The sequence below is a fragment of the Diaphorobacter sp. LR2014-1 genome (assembly GCF_002916785.1).
GTDB lineage: Bacteria > Pseudomonadota > Gammaproteobacteria > Burkholderiales > Burkholderiaceae_C > Diaphorobacter > Diaphorobacter nitroreducens.
Genome location: NZ_MTBE01000008.1, coordinates 116267 through 133478 on the forward strand (window position 1 = coordinate 116267; position 17212 = coordinate 133478).

General features: G+C 47.8%; 15 protein-coding genes. 14 read left to right on the forward strand and 1 reads right to left on the reverse strand.

What is annotated here, in order from left to right:
* The first annotated feature begins 51 nt into the window (after window positions 1-51).
* The 7 genes from BV908_RS08995 to BV908_RS09030 all read left to right on the forward strand — a co-directional run bounded on the left by BV908_RS08995 (window position 52) and on the right by BV908_RS09030 (window position 9654).
* Window positions 52-1065: an ATPase, T2SS/T4P/T4SS family gene (locus BV908_RS08995; RefSeq protein WP_172751377.1), complete on the forward strand. Its 1014-nt coding sequence runs from the start codon at window positions 52-54 to the stop codon at window positions 1063-1065.
* Window positions 1049-1405 carry a TrbC/VirB2 family protein gene (locus tag BV908_RS09000; RefSeq protein WP_146052241.1) on the forward strand — a complete coding sequence of 119 codons (357 nt, stop codon included), beginning with the start codon at window positions 1049-1051 and terminating at the stop codon, window positions 1403-1405. Before BV908_RS08995 ends, BV908_RS09000 begins: the two co-directional genes overlap by 17 nt.
* Window positions 1406-1700: 295 nt before the next feature.
* A complete protein-coding gene (locus BV908_RS09010) occupies window positions 1701-4247 on the forward strand; it encodes a type IV secretion system protein VirB4 (protein ID WP_103737911.1) in 2547 nt (848 codons plus the stop codon).
* Window positions 4240-5019 carry a hypothetical protein gene (locus BV908_RS09015; protein WP_103737912.1) on the forward strand — a complete coding sequence of 260 codons (780 nt, stop codon included), beginning with the start codon at window positions 4240-4242 and terminating at the stop codon, window positions 5017-5019. The genes BV908_RS09010 and BV908_RS09015 overlap by 8 nt, the downstream gene beginning before the upstream one ends.
* Before the next feature lie 21 nt (window positions 5020-5040).
* Window positions 5041-6264, forward strand: coding sequence for a type IV secretion system protein (locus tag BV908_RS09020; protein ID WP_103737913.1), 1224 nt, complete (start codon window positions 5041-5043; stop codon window positions 6262-6264).
* A gap of 101 nt (window positions 6265-6365) precedes the next feature.
* On the forward strand, window positions 6366-7541 hold the full coding sequence (locus BV908_RS09025; RefSeq protein WP_103737914.1) for a type IV secretion system protein: 1176 nt from the start codon (window positions 6366-6368) through the stop codon (window positions 7539-7541).
* A 94-nt stretch (window positions 7542-7635) separates the two neighbouring features.
* Entirely contained in the window at window positions 7636-9654 is a 2019-nt protein-coding gene (locus BV908_RS09030; RefSeq protein ID WP_103737915.1) for an ATP-binding protein, read from the forward strand.
* Window positions 9655-9703: 49 nt separating this feature from the next.
* Here BV908_RS09030 and BV908_RS22160 read toward each other — a convergent pair whose 3' ends face one another.
* A complete protein-coding gene (locus BV908_RS22160) occupies window positions 9704-10036 on the reverse strand; it encodes a hypothetical protein (RefSeq protein WP_146052242.1) in 333 nt (110 codons plus the stop codon).
* A gap of 463 nt (window positions 10037-10499) precedes the next feature.
* Here BV908_RS22160 and BV908_RS22165 point away from each other — a divergent pair, with 463 nt between their 5' ends.
* The 7 genes from BV908_RS22165 to BV908_RS09065 all read left to right on the forward strand — a co-directional run bounded on the left by BV908_RS22165 (window position 10500) and on the right by BV908_RS09065 (window position 17210).
* On the forward strand, window positions 10500-10877 hold the full coding sequence (locus BV908_RS22165) for a hypothetical protein (protein ID WP_146052243.1): 378 nt from the start codon (window positions 10500-10502) through the stop codon (window positions 10875-10877).
* Complete coding sequence (locus BV908_RS09040) at window positions 10855-11661, forward strand: VirB8/TrbF family protein (protein ID WP_103737917.1); 807 nt, start codon at window positions 10855-10857, stop codon at window positions 11659-11661. Before BV908_RS22165 ends, BV908_RS09040 begins: the two co-directional genes overlap by 23 nt.
* Before the next feature lie 90 nt (window positions 11662-11751).
* On the forward strand, window positions 11752-12489 hold the full coding sequence (locus BV908_RS09045; RefSeq protein WP_246867482.1) for a TrbG/VirB9 family P-type conjugative transfer protein: 738 nt from the start codon (window positions 11752-11754) through the stop codon (window positions 12487-12489).
* 8 nt (window positions 12490-12497) lie between these two features.
* The gene (locus BV908_RS09050; RefSeq protein WP_103737919.1) at window positions 12498-13775 is read left to right on the forward strand and encodes a TrbI/VirB10 family protein; all 1278 of its coding nucleotides are present in this window, start codon (window positions 12498-12500) and stop codon (window positions 13773-13775) included.
* 9 nt (window positions 13776-13784) lie between these two features.
* Window positions 13785-15095, forward strand: a complete 1311-nt coding sequence (locus tag BV908_RS09055) for a TrbG/VirB9 family P-type conjugative transfer protein (RefSeq protein ID WP_103737920.1) — start codon at window positions 13785-13787, stop codon at window positions 15093-15095.
* A complete protein-coding gene (locus tag BV908_RS09060) occupies window positions 15085-15513 on the forward strand; it encodes a TcpQ domain-containing protein (protein ID WP_172751378.1) in 429 nt (142 codons plus the stop codon). The genes BV908_RS09055 and BV908_RS09060 overlap by 11 nt, the downstream gene beginning before the upstream one ends.
* Window positions 15513-17210: a PilN family type IVB pilus formation outer membrane protein gene (locus BV908_RS09065; protein ID WP_103737922.1), complete on the forward strand. Its 1698-nt coding sequence runs from the start codon at window positions 15513-15515 to the stop codon at window positions 17208-17210. The genes BV908_RS09060 and BV908_RS09065 overlap by 1 nt, the downstream gene beginning before the upstream one ends.
* The last annotated feature ends 2 nt before the right edge of the window (window positions 17211-17212 follow it).

A 17212-nucleotide genomic window follows, 5' to 3' on the forward strand; every position in this document is an offset into this window, starting at 1 on the left:
GGCAGATCACGCGTATACCTTTAACAGGGTCTCTCGGGTGAAATGGGTGCCATGAGTACAAGTGGCACAAAGTCTTTCCAGCAGCGAAATCTCGAACTGGTTCGTTCCAGTTTGAGAGCCGTGCAACACCTGCTGGACGATCCTGCCGTGAATGAAATCCAGATCAATGCACCGGATACGGTCTTTGCTCGTTCTGGGGGCGTGGACAGGCCCATGGACGTGCAGATCAGTGCAGTTGAGATCAAGGCCGCTATTCAAACAATAGCGTCAATCAACGATAAGGAAATCGCCAGCCACTTTGCGAGCAACAAAGAAGAGCGAGCGAAAAAAATTCTCAGTGCGCGATTGCCAGGTCTGCGGATCGAGGCAATTTTGTCGCCAGTTGCCATCGAGGGACCATCGATGTGTATACGTAAGCACTCAGCGAAAGTCGTCCCACTCGAAAGCTATGTAGAAAGCGGCATTCTGAGTCATGGTGGCCTGGAATTACTACGCGATATCGCCCAAAAACAAGAATCGATGATTATCGCTGGATCTACATATTCCGGAAAAACGACTCTTGTAAATGCTTTTGTTAATAGCATGCCCGATACGGATCGACTGTTCTGCATTGAACAAGTGCATGAGCTGCAGATAAACAAGCCGAACAAAGTCATGTGCGAGTGTGATCCAGAGCAGGGGGTCACAGCAGAGCATGCACTTATGACTGCAATGCGATATTCCCCCCACCGAATCATTGTCGGAGAGCTTCGTGGGCGAGAGGCAGTCACGTTTCTTGAAGCATGCAATACAGGCCATGCAGGATTAACTACTCTTCATGCTGATAGCGCTCGTGATTCTCTCATGCGTTTGGAAGATCTGGTTATGCAGGCGGGCCGCAATATGCCATATGAAGCAATCCGAGCACGAATCGCTTCATCAATACAGTGGGTAGTGCACATCGGATTGTTCGATGGGAAACGAAAGATAAAGGAAATTTTCAGAGTAGACGGCATCAACCGCGAAACACAAAAGTACGTTTTCAGTGATTTTTCAACAGGAGTATTAAATGCAAACGAAAGTTAAGGAAACCATGACCAAATCCACAAAGTCGAAGGTAAAAATTGCCTCTGCAGTGATGGGCCTTGCTGCTGCCACCCAGGCACAAGCACAAACTATTGACAGCTCCATGCTCGGCAGCTTCGGCTGTTCGATCTATAGCTTCCTGACAGGGCCGCTTGCCATCTGGGCGTTTATTTTGGTGGTCGTCGGTACTTTAGTTATTGGCTTGATCGCGAAGGTGGACTTCGCAAAGATCATCGTGGTGGTGGTGGTTTTCGCACTCATCCAGGCCATCGGCACCTACATGATGAGCGTCCCAAGCATCTCGGCTAAGTTGGGCACTGCCTCCTGCCTTACGCAGTAATGCGTCGTACATCAACTTCTCACAGATCACTGCGAAGAATCGCACTCTTTGCAGGTGTGCCACTCAACGCATTCTTAGTGATTGTGTTGGGTGGCTCGTTTGCGCTCGTTGCTAGGATGTATTGGTTTCTCCCGACAACCATCATTATGTGGTGGATCGCTAAATGGGCCACGAAACGTGATCCTCATTGGATGAATCTACTTGAAACTTACATCTACGAGGGGAATGTTTATGACAGTCTGCCTCGTGCAAAGATCTGGATTAAGCGCGTGAAAGGATGGGGTAAAGGAATCCCATGGTAAACCTGCTCGAATTGATTGCGACACCAAGGCGTACAGCCGAAAGCTATTCGGAACTATGCCCGTGGTTTTCATTGCTTCCTGGAGGAGAAATGGTTCTCTGCCAGGACAGTACGCTCTTGGCTGGCTTCGAACTAGGTGGGATTGACGCCGAGGGAGTTGAAAACGGAACTCTGAATCAACAGATCAATATCCTCCAAAACGCGCTGAACACAATGAACGAAAACATTGTGGTTTGGAGTTACGTCGAGAAGGTTAAGTGCGACACATACCCTGAATCAGTGTACTTTGGCGAGGTTAGTCAGTACATTGAAGATGCATGGAAAGAAAAAAATGCAAGATGGGTGCAAACCTCTCTGAAGCATACAATTTTCTTCGGTTTCAAGAAGCAGAATCTCAGTGATTCCTTTTTTGAAAACGTTAACCACCAGGTTAACGAAAGCGGCGAGAACTTTCTGCTCGCAGTGATCAATACTGCAATCCAATCCCTAAGCCACAAGCAGACCGTGGCTAAGATAAAAGGGCATTTAAACGAGTACGAAAGTGAATTCACCAAGCTTCTAAATGCTTTTACCTCGATCTGTTCTCTGAGCCTGGGGGTTAAAAGACTCAAGGATGCTGATCTTTTGGGAGAGCTGTTCAGCAGGATGAACATTGCCTCTCCAAAAGGACCGATTAAGGACTCTAAATACGGGGCATACATACCCCAGCGGATGGCCGCAGATAAGTTGGTCCGCCGGGGGGACTCTTTGCGGTTTGACGGCCCGGCTAAACAAGTGTCTGTGTCTGTCTTGTCAACTATGGATCATCCTGACGAGCTGTGCAGTATTCATATTGATGAACTGCTGAAGCTGCCAGTTGAATTTTGCCTCTGCCAGGTCTTCGAATTTATCGAGAGACCTAAGGCACAGCAGATGATCCAGAAACTTGAGATGCACTATCGGATGGAAGTCAAGAGCCTCGGTACACGAGTTGCTGAGCGCATCTCCGGGAAGGATCTCGATAAAGTTGATACCGGCAACCTCATTCTCGCTGATGATGCGCAAGAGGCTTTGGTAGAGATCACCAGCGAAAACATGACGTATGGGTTCCATTCCATGCGATTCCTCTGCTACGGTAACTCTGAACGGGAATCTGCCCAATCCGCTGAAAGCCTTGCAGGCGCCATGCGTGCTATGGGGTATGGGGTTACTAAAGAAACAACTGGGCTGCTCGCCGCTTTTCTTTCTACCCTGCCAGGGAATGGAAAGGTCAACCCCCGCAAATACTTGGCCTCGGTTGCAAACGTCAGCGATTTAGCACCCATACGAAGCTTTGAGCGAGGTGACACAGAGCATCGTTTCTTCGGAAGCGTGCTCAATAGGAAGGTCTCGAATCAGATCACCTTCTTGACCAATTCAACGGTTCCCTACGGTTTCAATTTCCATGAGCAGGATATTGGACATACTCTGATCGTCGGGGGTACGGGAGCGGGTAAGACAACGTTGATGAACTTGAACATCTCGATGTTCCAAAAATACAGCCCATGCAATACGTTCATCTTCGACAAGGATTACTCCACATCGGTTATGAGTGTTCTCCTCGGTGGGAAACACATTGACATCAACACGAGCAAGGACGCCAAGGTACGCATGAATCCGGTACGGCGCATGCTGACGAATGGTGACGTGTTGGCGCTGATCGAATGGATCAAGCTGCTTGCTGTAGGAACTGGGGGGGTGGCTCTTGATGACCGTGAAGATGCGGAGCTGAATTTGTGCGTACAGCAGGTCGCATCGATGTCATCCGTGCACTGGAGGTTGAGCACGGTGTACACCCAAATGCTGGGGCTCAACAAGAAACTTGCTCTCAAGATCGCCAAGTATGTTGACGCTTCGGCTGGCGATAACGACACCGCTGGCAGGGGCCAGTACAGCGCATTCTTTGATAACGATGAAGATGCATTTGAGCTGACCAATTTCGTATGCATGGAAACAGGCAAGTTGCTGGAGATACCTGAGCTGGCTGGCCCATTTCTCGACTATGCCTTCTATGCAATCGACAAGTCACTCAATGGGGTGACACCCACCTTCATCTACATCGAAGAGGCATGGTATGCCATGTCAAATTTTCAGTTCTACAAGAAGCTCTTAGATTGGCTGCGGACGTTGCGTAAGAAGAAAGGGTTCGTTGTCATGGCTACCCAAGCCATGTCTGAAATGGAAAAGCTGCCTGATCTATCAGCATTCCTGGTCAACATTCCGACTCGCATTTTTCTTCCTTCAGTAACGAACACAGTTTCGGAAAATGCGCACCTGTACAGGAAGATCTTCAACCTGAATGATAAGCAGCTAGAAATCCTCTCCGGGGCTATTCCAAAGCGCGACTATCTAATAATCAAATCTGATACCACCAAGCTTGTATCTGCAGATATGCCGAATGTGGTTATCAAGATCAATGACGCTTGTGCCAAAGAGCACATTCGAGATAAAGCACTAAAGATGGCGGAAGACAAGCAGTTTGGCTGGGAAATGAAATTTATCAAGGAGATATTGAATGCTTAAGCAAGCGTATTGGTTGGTGACTTTCGTAATGCTTAATATGGCTACTCAGGCTTGGGCAGGCGGGGCGGCAAAAGGGGCAACCGAATTTACCCAAATTCTAAATAATACTCAACTAATGAAGCAGGTGGCGGAGTCGATTAAAACGACCTACGAGCTTGAGATACAAACTGCCCTACAGATAAAACAGTTGTGGCATGACGCCCAAAATCTCAAGAACCTTGGTGCAAATTTCGTTGAAGGGAATATACGAACCCTTCAAAGTGAAATCAATGGACTGACCAACGTCAATAGGTACAGCAAGCAACTGTATGGTGATCTTTCCCAGTTTGCACGTGAGTTAAAAGCACGCCAGGTAGAGGCGATGAAGTCGGGTCTTACGATAGATCAATACGTTAAAGATCAGAGTCGCTTAATCGACAGCAGAAATACTCAAGCGCAGATGCGACTGGAGAATGAGAAACGGTTGATTAAGTCTATTGAGGAGGATCACGTGATGATCAATAAGTGGGCTCAGCAAATCCCTCAAAATGAAGGTGTACAGCAATCAATGAGCCTGCTTAATACGCAAATGAACTACACAGTTCAGCAGCTATCGCGTGTATCTGAATTGCTGAATCAGCAGAACAATAATTTAGCGAAAAGTGAAGAATTGGCGAAGAAGAACGAGGATCAGCTTCGAAATCAAAAAATGATGGACGAGTTGAAATCCGCGAACAATGAAAATGCCGAGCAAATGAAGAAGTTCAAAGAGAGCCTAAAGAGAACCAATTAAAAAAGAAGGGCAAACAACTATATGAAAATTCAAATTATAAAGAACATTAAGTGGTTTGTCCTTGTTCTCTTCTTTGGTTTGACTGCTGCTTTGGGGAGTTCATACGGCCAAGATTCAGAACCAGACAATGGAAACAATGGTTCAAACCAAACGGCAACAGCGCAAAGAACTTACAACAGTGGCGAAATTAGCGCAGCGGTAGTTGGAGTGGTAATTCATGAAGTATCAAATGTTGTGACGGGATTAGAGGGCAACAAAATACTTCAAAATACCGGGGATAGCATTCTTTATATGTTATTCGCGCTGATTATCGGTTGGTCGTTGGTTAAAGCAATGATCCAAGGTCAGCTAAACCAGCTAGTAGAGGAAATAATCGTTGTGTTCCTATACATGGGAATCGTTTACGCATTCCTTAATGCAGGTGGAATTCAAACCATAAGACAATTTATTGATTCAATTGCAAGTGCATTCGTCGGAAAGGATATGTCAACCCTTTCTGGTGCACTCAAGAGTACAGTTGAAACCGGCTTCGATGCGATAACCAGCATTGTGAGCATGCCGGACTTGCAAACTCAAATGCAAGGGACAGGTGGTGGTGATGGGGGCTTTACGAGCGATATGGGTTTGCTCCCGAGCATAATACTGTCACTCGTTAATATAACAAGCAAAATAGCAGCCGGGTTTATTGTCGCAGTATCACTTGTAACCTACTGCGCCAATATTCTGATTTCATTTGCTTCCATCGCGATTGCGGTTGCTATGGCGCCCATTATGGTGCCTTTCTATATTCTTCCAGCTACACGGTTTCTGTTCGATGGTTGGTTAAGGTTCTTTTTAGGCGCATCGTTGCTTAAAGTAGTTGGAGCGTTCTTTCTTCATTTCACAGATAAATTGATGCTCAGTTTGCTGGAGGTGGCTAAGAACCTGAACTTGCCTAAAGACACTGACTTCATGACGCTATTGAATGGAAACTTTATGCTTGGAATCTGCTGCATTATTTTATCCATGCTGAGTGCTCATTTGATGGCTATGGTGCCAGGTATTGCATCCGGACTCTTGAGTGGTAGTTCGATAAACAGCGGATTTTCCGGAATGGGTAAAGCTATCGGCGGTATGGGTACGCAAAGCTTTAATCCCAGAGTATATGGCAGGGGGAATGGTAGACCGGAAAAACCAGATAATAAGCCGAAGCCGGAAACACCAAAACCTACCACAGATAGTCAGAGTAGGAAAACTCAGCCCTGACATGGATATTTGGCGAAGACACTTTGCAGGCAATCATTACGTAGTCGTTTCCGCCTAATATGAGCCATGGTATAAAAGCCAACAGACAATAAAGACAATAAATGAAAACGATTTCAAAGATATTGTTGTGCGTTTTCCTATCTTTTGGATGCTTGCACTTATCCATAGCGCAAGGCGCAAGCAGTGGAGAGCAAAACACTACTACTCCCCAGCCAAAATACGATGTAAACAGTATTGGTCAGGAAGTGGTTAAACAAATTGTTGTTGAGCTGTCAAAGGTAATCGAAGACCTTTCGAAGAATGAAACCCTTAAAGCCGCTGGTGAATCCATCCTTTCAATGCTATTTGCTCTTGTAATTGCCTGGGGCCTTATTAAAGCAATGATGGGGAATGGTATCAGTCAGTTTATTGAAGAAATGATAGTTATATTCCTATATTGGGGAATAATTTACGGGTTCATAAATGCGGGGGGCATCGAGGCTATTTCATCTTTCATTGATTCAATCGCGTCAGCTTTTGTTGGCCGTGATATGGCTAAACTTTCCGGTGCGCTAGAAAGCTCTGTTAATAATGGCTTTTCTGCGATTGCAGATATTGTCAGCATGCCATCCACAACATCGGAGTTCAACTGGACAGAATTCACAAAGTGGGTGCCAATGATAATTAACGCAATAGTTCAACTCTTTGCCAAAATAGTAACTGGAATCATTGTCGCTCTAGCATTGGTTACTTACATGGCTAATATAGTGGTTGCGTTTGCTTCGATTGCATTGGCTGTAGCACTTGCGCCTGTTATGATCCCGTTTCTTATCGTGCCAGGAACAAGCTTTATCTTTGACGGGTGGCTGAGGTTTTTTATTACATCCTGTTTGATGAAGGTTGTAGGTGGTTTTATCATGATGATAACCACCAAAATGATGGCCAAAATGGTAGATGTGGCATCTAATATAAATCTACCGACAAACTCCGATATGTTCCAATTGGTGTCGGCGAATTTCATTATTTATATCAGCATCATTCTTATTGCCATGATATGCGCAAGTATGATGGTAATGGTGCCAGCCTTAGCTAATGGGCTTGTTAGTGGTAGTGCTAGCTCTGCAGGGTTCGGTGGCCTTAGTAAGGTGCTTGGCGGTTCTGGAATGTCGGCATTGAATCGTGTAGCCACACCAGCTGCGGGCAAGGCAGGAAAGTCGGCCGCTGAAGCCGCAAAAACAGGCTCTAAAGCGGCTGGTTCATCTGCCAAGAAACTTATGAAACTTATGCAGAAGAAGTAGGGCGATGCTCAATGCCTGGCAAGTGACAAACTGAAGGGTTGCGCTAATCGTGTCTTGAGGTATCCTAAAGACATTGATTCGATGCAGGCACCTCATGTTTAAGTCAAACACCCAGGTTACTTTTAATAAAGCGCAAATTATTTCCGCAGGAATCGCGGGATTTGCGCTCTTATCCAGCGCAGTGATCGAATACTATTATGCGAAGTCTCAAACTTCGCATCGGATCACAATTCTTGCTCTGTATGCAACGTTTGCTGCCGTTGCGATAAGCATTGCAATCGCCTGGTTCAAAAAGCTAGAAACCCGCGCCGTCACCGTTCTTAAAGCGGTTTCTGGAATTGTTGCGTTTGCCATCGGGTTAGTCGGATACCATGTCATAGTCAATAACCGCGCGTTTGGAGTTTACGCGCTGGCCCTCATGGTGTCCCTCGTATTCATTGGTTTCACGCTTTTCATGGCTATGCGCAAACACTCAATAAAGATCGCATCAAATCATGGTCATACTGAACGCAAGTTAGTTACCGTACAGTCGGATGTTGGCGTAGGGATGCACCTCAAGTACGAGCATCTGGTAATTCCCGACCTGCGCTGGGAAAAGGATTTCATCGGAATGATGGATCTGCAAGTCAAGGTGCGGGAAGCAACCTCTGCAATTACTACTGGGTGGAAGAACTATGCAACGGGCAAAACCGACTCGATCAAGTCACCTAATGGCATTTTGCTGACTGGCGACCCTGGCAATGGCAAGAGTTTCATTGGCGAACTTATTGCCGGCTCATTCCGCCTTCCTTTCTTCAACATGGTGATTACTGACTTTTCGAGTCAATGGGTAGGCGAGAGTAACAAAGCTCTGTCGGTAGCTTTTGAGTTTGTTAAACACAATAGCCCATGTGTTCTTTTCATTGACGAATTGGATTCATTCGTAGCAGCACGCAGCAGCCGTGGATCTGGTAACGCCGTAGATCAGCAGGCCGTTCAGATGGTGAACACATTTCTCACTGAATTGGTCGAGATCCGTAAATTCCCAATTCTGCTTGTTGCTGCCTCCAATCACCTTGACAAGATTGATCCAGCTGTGCTGCGTGAAGGACGGTTTGATTTTAAGATTCAAGTTGACAATCCTGACAATGCTGCGCGTACTCACTTGCTAATGTCGAGTCTGGCACGCTCTGCACCATCGGCCGAAGTTAGTGTTAGCGAAGTCCAAGCCGCTGCTAAGAAGTTCAACGGTTTTAACGCAAAGCGGATCATCGCTATTGGTGAGCGTGTTCCAAGCGTTCTCCGCAAGCTCAAAACGAATGTAGTTGGTCGTGATGTTCTGATCGCAGCACTCCGCGACATTCAAGGCACCAAGGGGCGCATTCCTGAGGATGCTCTTGCACTGAACGAGATCGTCTTGACCGCAGAAACGCGTGAGCAAGTCGAGAATCTGCTGACCGACTTCGCAATGGTTGATCAGTTGGATGAATTTGGAGGTGATATTGTGCGTGGTGTGCTTTTCTACGGGCCTCCTGGCACCGGCAAGACAACAGTCGCCAAGACGATAGCCAAAGAGTCCGGTTGGGCGTTCCTGTCCACTACAGGCCCTGATCTCGCCGCAGATTCGAGCAAGTTGGAGGAAATCTACGCCAAAGCAAAGTCACTTCGTCCTTGCGTCATCTTTATCGATGAAGCTGATCAAGTGCTTCGTGATCGGACACGCTCACACCTCCCACACTTGACCAACAAACTCTTAACCATCATGGAGGGCGTGGATGATCCGGTAAAGGACGTGGTTTTCATAGCGGCTACTAACCATCCATCAGAGATCGATCCGGCATTGCTTCGCACAGGTCGATTCACCGGCAAGGTTGAGTTCGATAACCCTGGTGATAAGGAGCTTGGTAAACTGGTTGCCTTGTGGGCCGAGAAACGGAAAGACAAAGTAAGCGTTGAAAATCTGTCTGCTGTAGTCGGTCTTCTGGCTGATGGAGGCTATTCACAGGCTAACGCTCAAGGCGTACTGCAAACGGCGCTCAATAATTCAATCCGCAGCGGATCAATTGTTGATGGTAAGGCTGTAATTAAAACTGTGCATATTCAAAAAGCTCTTGCCTTTATTAAAACAGCCTAAGTCATATAAAGAAAAAACCCGCTCAGTCAGGTGACGAGCGGGTTTGTTTTTAGTCGTTCATAGATCGTTGCCGAGCTAAGAACTCTTCATTATCTTCATACTCATTGTTTTCGTTGAAAGCACGCACAGCTTCGGCCGAAGGAGAAGCTTTCGGCGTTGATACGACCGGGCTTTCGCTCTTCTCAGTTGTCTTAGTCTGATGAGCTGATTCCTTTGAACCGGCTAGGACTGAAAATTGTCCTTTTGCCCACGCAAAAAGGCCAAGCAGGCGTACAACGACGCCAATAACCACGAGCAATACCAGCACAGGTACAACCACCCAAAGTGTGAACTTCGGGAAGAAGAAAAGCAGCGCTACGAATGCGATGAAGTAGAGGGCCATATGTTTCCTAACGGCCCGACCCAAAGGGGCAAGCCCAATGGGGTTTATGAAGGTGGCTACAGGAGCCATAGCTAGAAGCTGAATGCATGTTAGCAGGCTAGTTGGCTCCCTGTCTAGAGTAGGCTCGTTCTGACCGTTGTGCAAAGCCCTGCATTGACGCATCAGATGAGCCCGGCGCAGCAAAGCCGGTAACTGCGACGGAACTCCTCCAAGCCCTTCATCCGGCATCCATACGAGGCCTTGTTCCTCCACAAGTCGGGATTCGAGATCCCCCAGAGGCCACACAAGTCACTTCCCCCCCAGTTGTTCGATGAGCTGTCGCCATCGTGTACCACTCATTTGCTCTTTACTAGGCCCATACACCCAAATGGGTCGTTTGCTCATGTGGCGCTATGAGTGCCTATGGTGAGAATTGTGGTGGATTGATAGGTTTGCCAGCCCTACGTTACCAATAAGGATGAACATGCGGGAAGAAGTTAATCAAGAAGTAAATGAAGCGGATGAGGTTGGAATGTCGCCAATTGAATTCAGCCGCTTGTTGGAACTGATTGATGATATTGAGCCTGCAGATCAGCACGAAATCCTTAAGCGTGCAGATAAATACATTAACGATCAAGAAGTAAAAAAGCTTCATAAAGCTTCTATTGATTACGTAAGGGCTCAAATGAGCGGTGATATCAATCGTTACTCGCTCTCGCATAATTTCAACCGTATTTGGCAGAAAAACCCAGTAGTCGTTGGTATCGCTTGTTTTTCCCTCTTGGCTTTAATCTTTAAATTCGGTCTGTCTCTAGCTTCAATTGTGCATTCAGTGAATAATGGTGGATTCTGGGGTAAATAAAATGCTTTCATTTGGCAAGAAAAAAGTGGAAAGCGTTGAGCCTTCTTTGGTTATGACCGAGCCGCAGGTGGGTTTATCTTCAAGCGCTCGTGAGGTAAAGCGCAATAAGAAGTCAAATGAGGATTCATTCAGTTCATTACCCCAGGCTGGTGATTTTTCCATAAATGGAAAGCAAGAGTTCGCGGAAATTTATGGGTCTGCTCTTGTGAGTCGAAGGCAGCATTTCATTACCGCTGTGTGCGCGCTAATTTTGTGTGCCGTTTCGATGTTTTACGCGTTGAGCATCGCAAGTACAAAAACGGCAATTCCATGGTTTGTAGAGGTTGATAAAAGCACAGGACAATTATCAAAACCTGTGAAGATTCAAAGTCTCACGCCCCAAGATGCGGTTATCAAATCGACCCTAGCAATATTTGCCGAAAAGTGCTTCACAATCGATCCGAAGCTCTCGCGTGTATACCTTCAAGAATGCGCCCGGATGGCTACGGGGAAAGCTATCGAACAATTGCGGGCCTTCCGTACAGAACACGATGTCATTGCCAGGATGACTAAAGGCAGCGAAATCCGCTTTGCCAAAACGAAAAGCGTTGATTTAACCACAAAGGGTACGGCATTCCTGTATGTGGAAACAAAAGATGTGGCAGCAGACGGAGTTTCTGCAGTTATCGGGAACTACCGATTGAGATTGGATTACGTCTTCATTCCGCCGAAAAATGAAGATGAACTAATTCAGAATCCACTTGGGATATACGTATCAATGTTTAACCCAAGTCTTGAGCGGTGAGAAGCGGAAATGGAAATGAAAATTCAATCGTTGACAAGCACTGTTATTGCACTGCTTCTTGCGTTGGCGTCTCTATCGGCAAGATCCGAGATGGTGCCGACCCCACTTACTGGGGATACTCGGCTAGTCACATTCGAGTATGACCCTGAGAACACATACCTCGTTCTTTCGCGCCCTAAAGCACACACTCACATAATGATGCCTGAAGGTGAGTTGCTAGAGTCGGTGATGGCCGGTGATACGGCAAGCTGGGAAATAACCCCTTCAAAAAACCTCAAGCACCTTTTCATCAAGCCGAAGTATGAGGACATCGAAACAACTCTGACCTTGCTGACCACCAACAAGACATTTCAGGTTGTTATCAGGTCTACAGGGGAGGGTCGTAAATGGTATCAGCAGGTCGCGTGGGAGGTTCCTAAAGGATTTGTTTTTGACATTGGGGCGAATATTCCTAAAAACAATCCACAACTGGAAAACACTCAGCGTCTCCAGGCCGGGGAAAAGATTGACACGGCGGTCGGAATAGACCCTACAAAGCTGAACTACGCGTACACCGTCACGGGGTCTGAAAGCTTCAAGCCGACGCAAGTTTTTGATGATGGCCAGAAAGTATGGCTTCAGATGCCGAAGGGCTTGGTTGAGATGCCGGCCGTATTCGCCAAAGAGGGGAGGGATCTTGTTCTGGTGAACTATCTCGTCAAAAACGATTTCATTCAGATTCAGCAACTTGTCGAGCGCATTGTATTGAAGATCGATAGCAAGGAAGTTGTCATCGATAAGGGCGAGAAGTCCTTCTGGGGGGGGCGCTCTAAATCTTGGGCGGAGTGAGGTCTGCAATGGCTCAGAATTCAATCGTGCCGCCAGTTGCGCATGGCGATAAAGCGCCGATAAAAAAAACGACTCTCCTTGGTGTTCTTGGTGTTTTAGTAGTGGTTTTTGTTGTGGGGGCAATGCTCGGCACAACCAATACCCAACAGCAATCCCAAGTAGTCCAGAAGGAAGAGCAGGCCGCCCCTAGGCGTGGCACAGCAAGGGATGTTTCCGAAGAGTTGGCTGCGGCCGACGAGCAACGAAGGCGCGAGCAACTTCGGAATGAAGCATCTCCAGCACCTCTTCCCCTGCCAACCGCAAGTAGTCCCATACCAAAGTCGCTTCAGAGGACAGGTGACGGTGCCGCTGCAGAAAATGGCTTTGATCCTGAATTGGAGCGGCGCAAAGCTCTTGCAGAGCGTGATGCGCGGGCTTCTGTCTCCACGATTGTCGTATTTGACAGCAAGGCAACATCTGCTGGCGGTCCCGCAAAAAGTACGACCGATACGCCTGATGCTCTGATTGAAGCAATACGTCTTGCGCGAGCCCAAAATGGGGCGACTGGTGGCAATTCCACTGAAGACGCAGTGAAAGAACAACTTCGTTTGCGAGACAAAATACTAAATGCAGACTCACTGCCAACTGCACCTACGCCTGCCTCAAAGGCTTCCTCTTGGCTCAATCCAGGCACGGCGCCCAAGGTGCCACCTACCCTCTATCCAGTCAACGCGACCGGAAAATATATATTGACACAGGGAAAAACAATTCCAAGTGTTCTTCTCCGGTCGATGAATACTGATCTTCCCTGTGAAGTATCGGCAAGAACACTTGTTGATGTTTATGACTCCCTGCAAGGGAATGCACTGTTAATTCCGCGTGGTTCCGAGCTTGTCGGAAAATGCTCGGCCGATATCCACGTTGGTCAAACACGTATCCTTTTTGCTTTTCAGCGAATCATCCTTCCGAATGGAAAGAGCTTTGCATTGCCCAATGCAATGGGGATGGATAAAACAGGTTCTTCCGGTATCGAGGGTGATGTCAACAATCACTTTTTCAAGATGTTCACGTCGTCTTTCATCGTGGCTTTTCTAGCTGAGCGAGCTGAAAAGAATCAGCCTTCGAATAACCCATTTGGCGGCAACGGTGGGGCGAAATCTGCAGCGGGTGAGGTTCTTGTTGATGTCAGTCGCACTATCCTGGATCGAAACAAATCCATCCCACCAACAATCACTGTTGATGCTGGTACGCGAATTAATGTGAACGTTGCCGCTGACATGGACTTCCTTGAGCCATATAAGTTCTGAGATTAAGAAATGAAATTTGTATCGAAAATTGCCTCAAGTCTCTTGTTGTCCTGCGCATTGGCTGCTTGCGCCGGCACGCCAGAACTTCCGAAAAATGTGGTCGATAACTACGATTTCGATTACATGGTGCAGAGCGAATCTATCAAAATCGTTCAGGTCTTTGATGATGGAAAGAACACATTTTTCCAGCTAGGCGCACAAGGAAGTATTCCTGCGGTTTTCGCTGAAGTTGAGGGTGATTTCAAGTTTGCGCAGATGGAAATGTTTGGACCTTATATCAAGGTTCCATTTACTGCTAAGCGCTACATGCTGAAGATTGGTAATTCGATTGCGCGTGTAGCGTACGTAGGCGAACGCTCCAAGGATTCCAGTCCACACCTTGCCGATTCGAATATTCCCCATAAACATCTTGCGGTCGCTGAAGATGGCGGCCGCAGTTTACCGAACGAGTTCGTCGGAGGGCTTTGGGGTCGTGACAGGTCACAAACAACAACACACAACCGTTATTCCTACTCCGACCGGATGCGTGGTGATCGAGTTGAGTGGACGAGCATTCCGGCGCAGATGCCTGAAAAACCGATCAACTTCAAGTTCGGCACCACAACAGTGGCTGACATCTCTCCGAAGAAATTCCATGCTTTTGCGAAGGAATATACGAGCGCCATCCGAATTGAGCTGATTGGATATGACGATAGCTCTGCTAAGGAAGGTCTTGCGAAGGAGCGTATTGAAGCCGTGACATCTGCACTTGTTGCGGCCGGCATTCCCCGTTCAGTTATCCGCTCCAAGACGGCCAGAAGTGTTATGCAAGGCAGTGAGAAGGGTAAGGTTTTAGGTGTCTCCATCATTGGCTACAAGGCCAATCTCTATGCACCAGAGGCTCAGCCCGCGATCTCGGATTCGACAGGGGCTGTTGCAGCCAATTTCAGCAACGATAGTATTGATCAAGTCCTCAAGAAACTGACCTTGGGTCGGATTACCCCGACTGAAGCCCAGGCAGAACTCGCGCGGCTCTCTAAAGAGCAGAAAAACACAGGCAAGCAAGAGGTCGCTACGTGGGAAATAAAAAAGGATGACGAAACTCTTCAGTCGGCAATTACAAGGTGGGCGTCCCAAGCGGGATATGAGGTTGTTTTCAACACCTTTCCCTACGTTCCACTCACCGGGGATTCCGCTTTCGAAAGCAAAGATTTCGTTGCAGCTATTAAGTTCATGATTGCTCAAGTCAAGATCGCTGGCTATGAAATTGAAGAGCCGACACTGTATAGCGATAACGTTATGGTATTTGGCGCCAAAAAGGATATCGAGAATGGCAAATAAGAAAATTGGATTTCTCGCGCTTCTGGTATTCGCCAGCATGACGGCAGGGGCAGTTGAGGTGGTCAATAAACCATACAAGAAGGCGCCAGAGCCCAAGTTGGTCCTCCCTTTTGCAGCCGCTGCTAAAGCTACCCAGGACGCTGATGGGCATGCGGGGGGCGGGAAGGAGGGGTATGTCGGACCCTTGCAGGTTCGTGAGGGCGACCGGATTGATGAAAAACTGAAAGAGTGGCTATCGAAAAATAACTACTCACTTTACTGGGAGGCCCCGAAGTACCAATCTGGCGGATCTGTGATGCTATCGGGATCTGTGGAAAGCACTCTCAAAGAACTACTTCAAATGATGCAGGCCAATGGCATCAGTATGAATGCTGAAATCTTTCGCAATAACGCCGTCCGCATCACCGAGGTGAAGTAATGATTTTGAAATTTCTCACAGTTGCATCTTTCGTCATTCTGGCAGGTTGCACCACACAGATGACAAAGGGCGTCGAGGGTAAGGTGAACGAGGCAGATCGAAAGGCGTCCCAGTTGATGGATAGCCTGAAATCAGGTCAACCCTCTCAAGGCAAGGCAGAGCGTTCCACTGTCCGTCGTGTTGAACAAGCCTGGGTGCCTGTCGCTAAGCTAGATGAGAATGCTCGACAGCGAGCGGAAGTTGCCAATCGGCACGTTTCCGTTAATCGAAAGTTCAACGATCTTTCTGATGCCGCCGCCTACATCACAAGCTTGACGGGTGTACCTGTCTCCGTTACAGCTAACGCCCGCAAAACGGCTGATGATTTGACCCAAAAGTCCCTTACATCGCAACGTGGGCTCCCTGGGGTTATGCAGCCAGGTGTGGCTCTGCCTCCCCTGCCCATGGGAATGCAGAACGGAGCAGGCACTACTTCGCAAATGGCGCTCAACTCTGCCCATTACGCGCCTATCTCCTACAGCGGAAATCTGTCCGGTTTTATGGATATTCTGGCTGCGCGCTATGGCTTGTTTTGGGAGCCCGATAGCAATAACGGAATAACCCTGTTCAAGACTAAAACCCAATCGTTCCGTCTTGCAGCCCTGCCGGGTGATTCGAGCATGAGTTCCATCGTTGGCACTCAATCAACCAGTTCAGGATCTGGTGGCGGCGGTGGCTCGGCGGGGGGAGCTGCAGGTGGCGCCCAATCTGTCTCGACATCCTCGGCAAGCGCTGAGCAACGTTCGGGAATCAAGTTCGATGGGCTTTCTGTCTGGAAGGGGATTGAGGAAAGCCTTAAGGCAATGCTCTCGATTGAGGGCAAGGTTGTTGTGACGCCAGCCACAGGAACGGTAACTGTGGATGACACCCCTCCCGTCCTCGAAAAAGTAGCAGCCTTTATCAAAGACCAGAATTCAGCGTTAAAGCGCCAGGTACTCCTGAATGTCAGAGTCTTGACGGTTGAACTCAATGATTCCGATTCCTACGGTATCAACTGGGATATGGTCTACAAGAACATCAGTACAGGTGCTGGTGTGGCATTGCAAAGCGTGTCAGGTCTGGCCGCAGGAAATTCATCTCTGGCATTCAACATCGTCCGCACAAACGGTTTGTGGGATGGAACGAAGGTAATGCTTGAAGCCCTGTCTAAGCAGGGGCGTGTTTCACAAGTGACTTCAGCATCGATTGTCACCATCAACAATCAACCGGCCCCCCTTCAAGTAGGTCGTCAGCGCTCCTATCTTGCCTCGTCAACCACGACTATCGGCACGGCAGGTTCTGGTAATACGACCACACTTCAACCAGGAGTTATTTCCACTGGCTTTTCCATGTCTGTGTTGCCGCACATTCTGGATTCGGAAAAGTTGATGCTCCAATACTCAGCGGATATTTCTGCTCTCGTGGGAATCGCTACGGTCACCTCTGGGCAATCCTCCATTCAAACCCCCGAAGTAGACACGCGCAATTTCTTGCAACGCGTGTTGATGAATAACGGCGAAACACTTGTTCTCACGGGTTTTGAACAGTTTGGCGCGAATGGCGGTAAGCAAGGCATCGGCAGTCCCGATAACGTCCTTCTTGGTGGCTCTGTGAGCGGTAGCCAATCTAAGAACATGATCGTTGTCTTGATTCAGCCCGTAATGTCATCTGTGAATTAAAT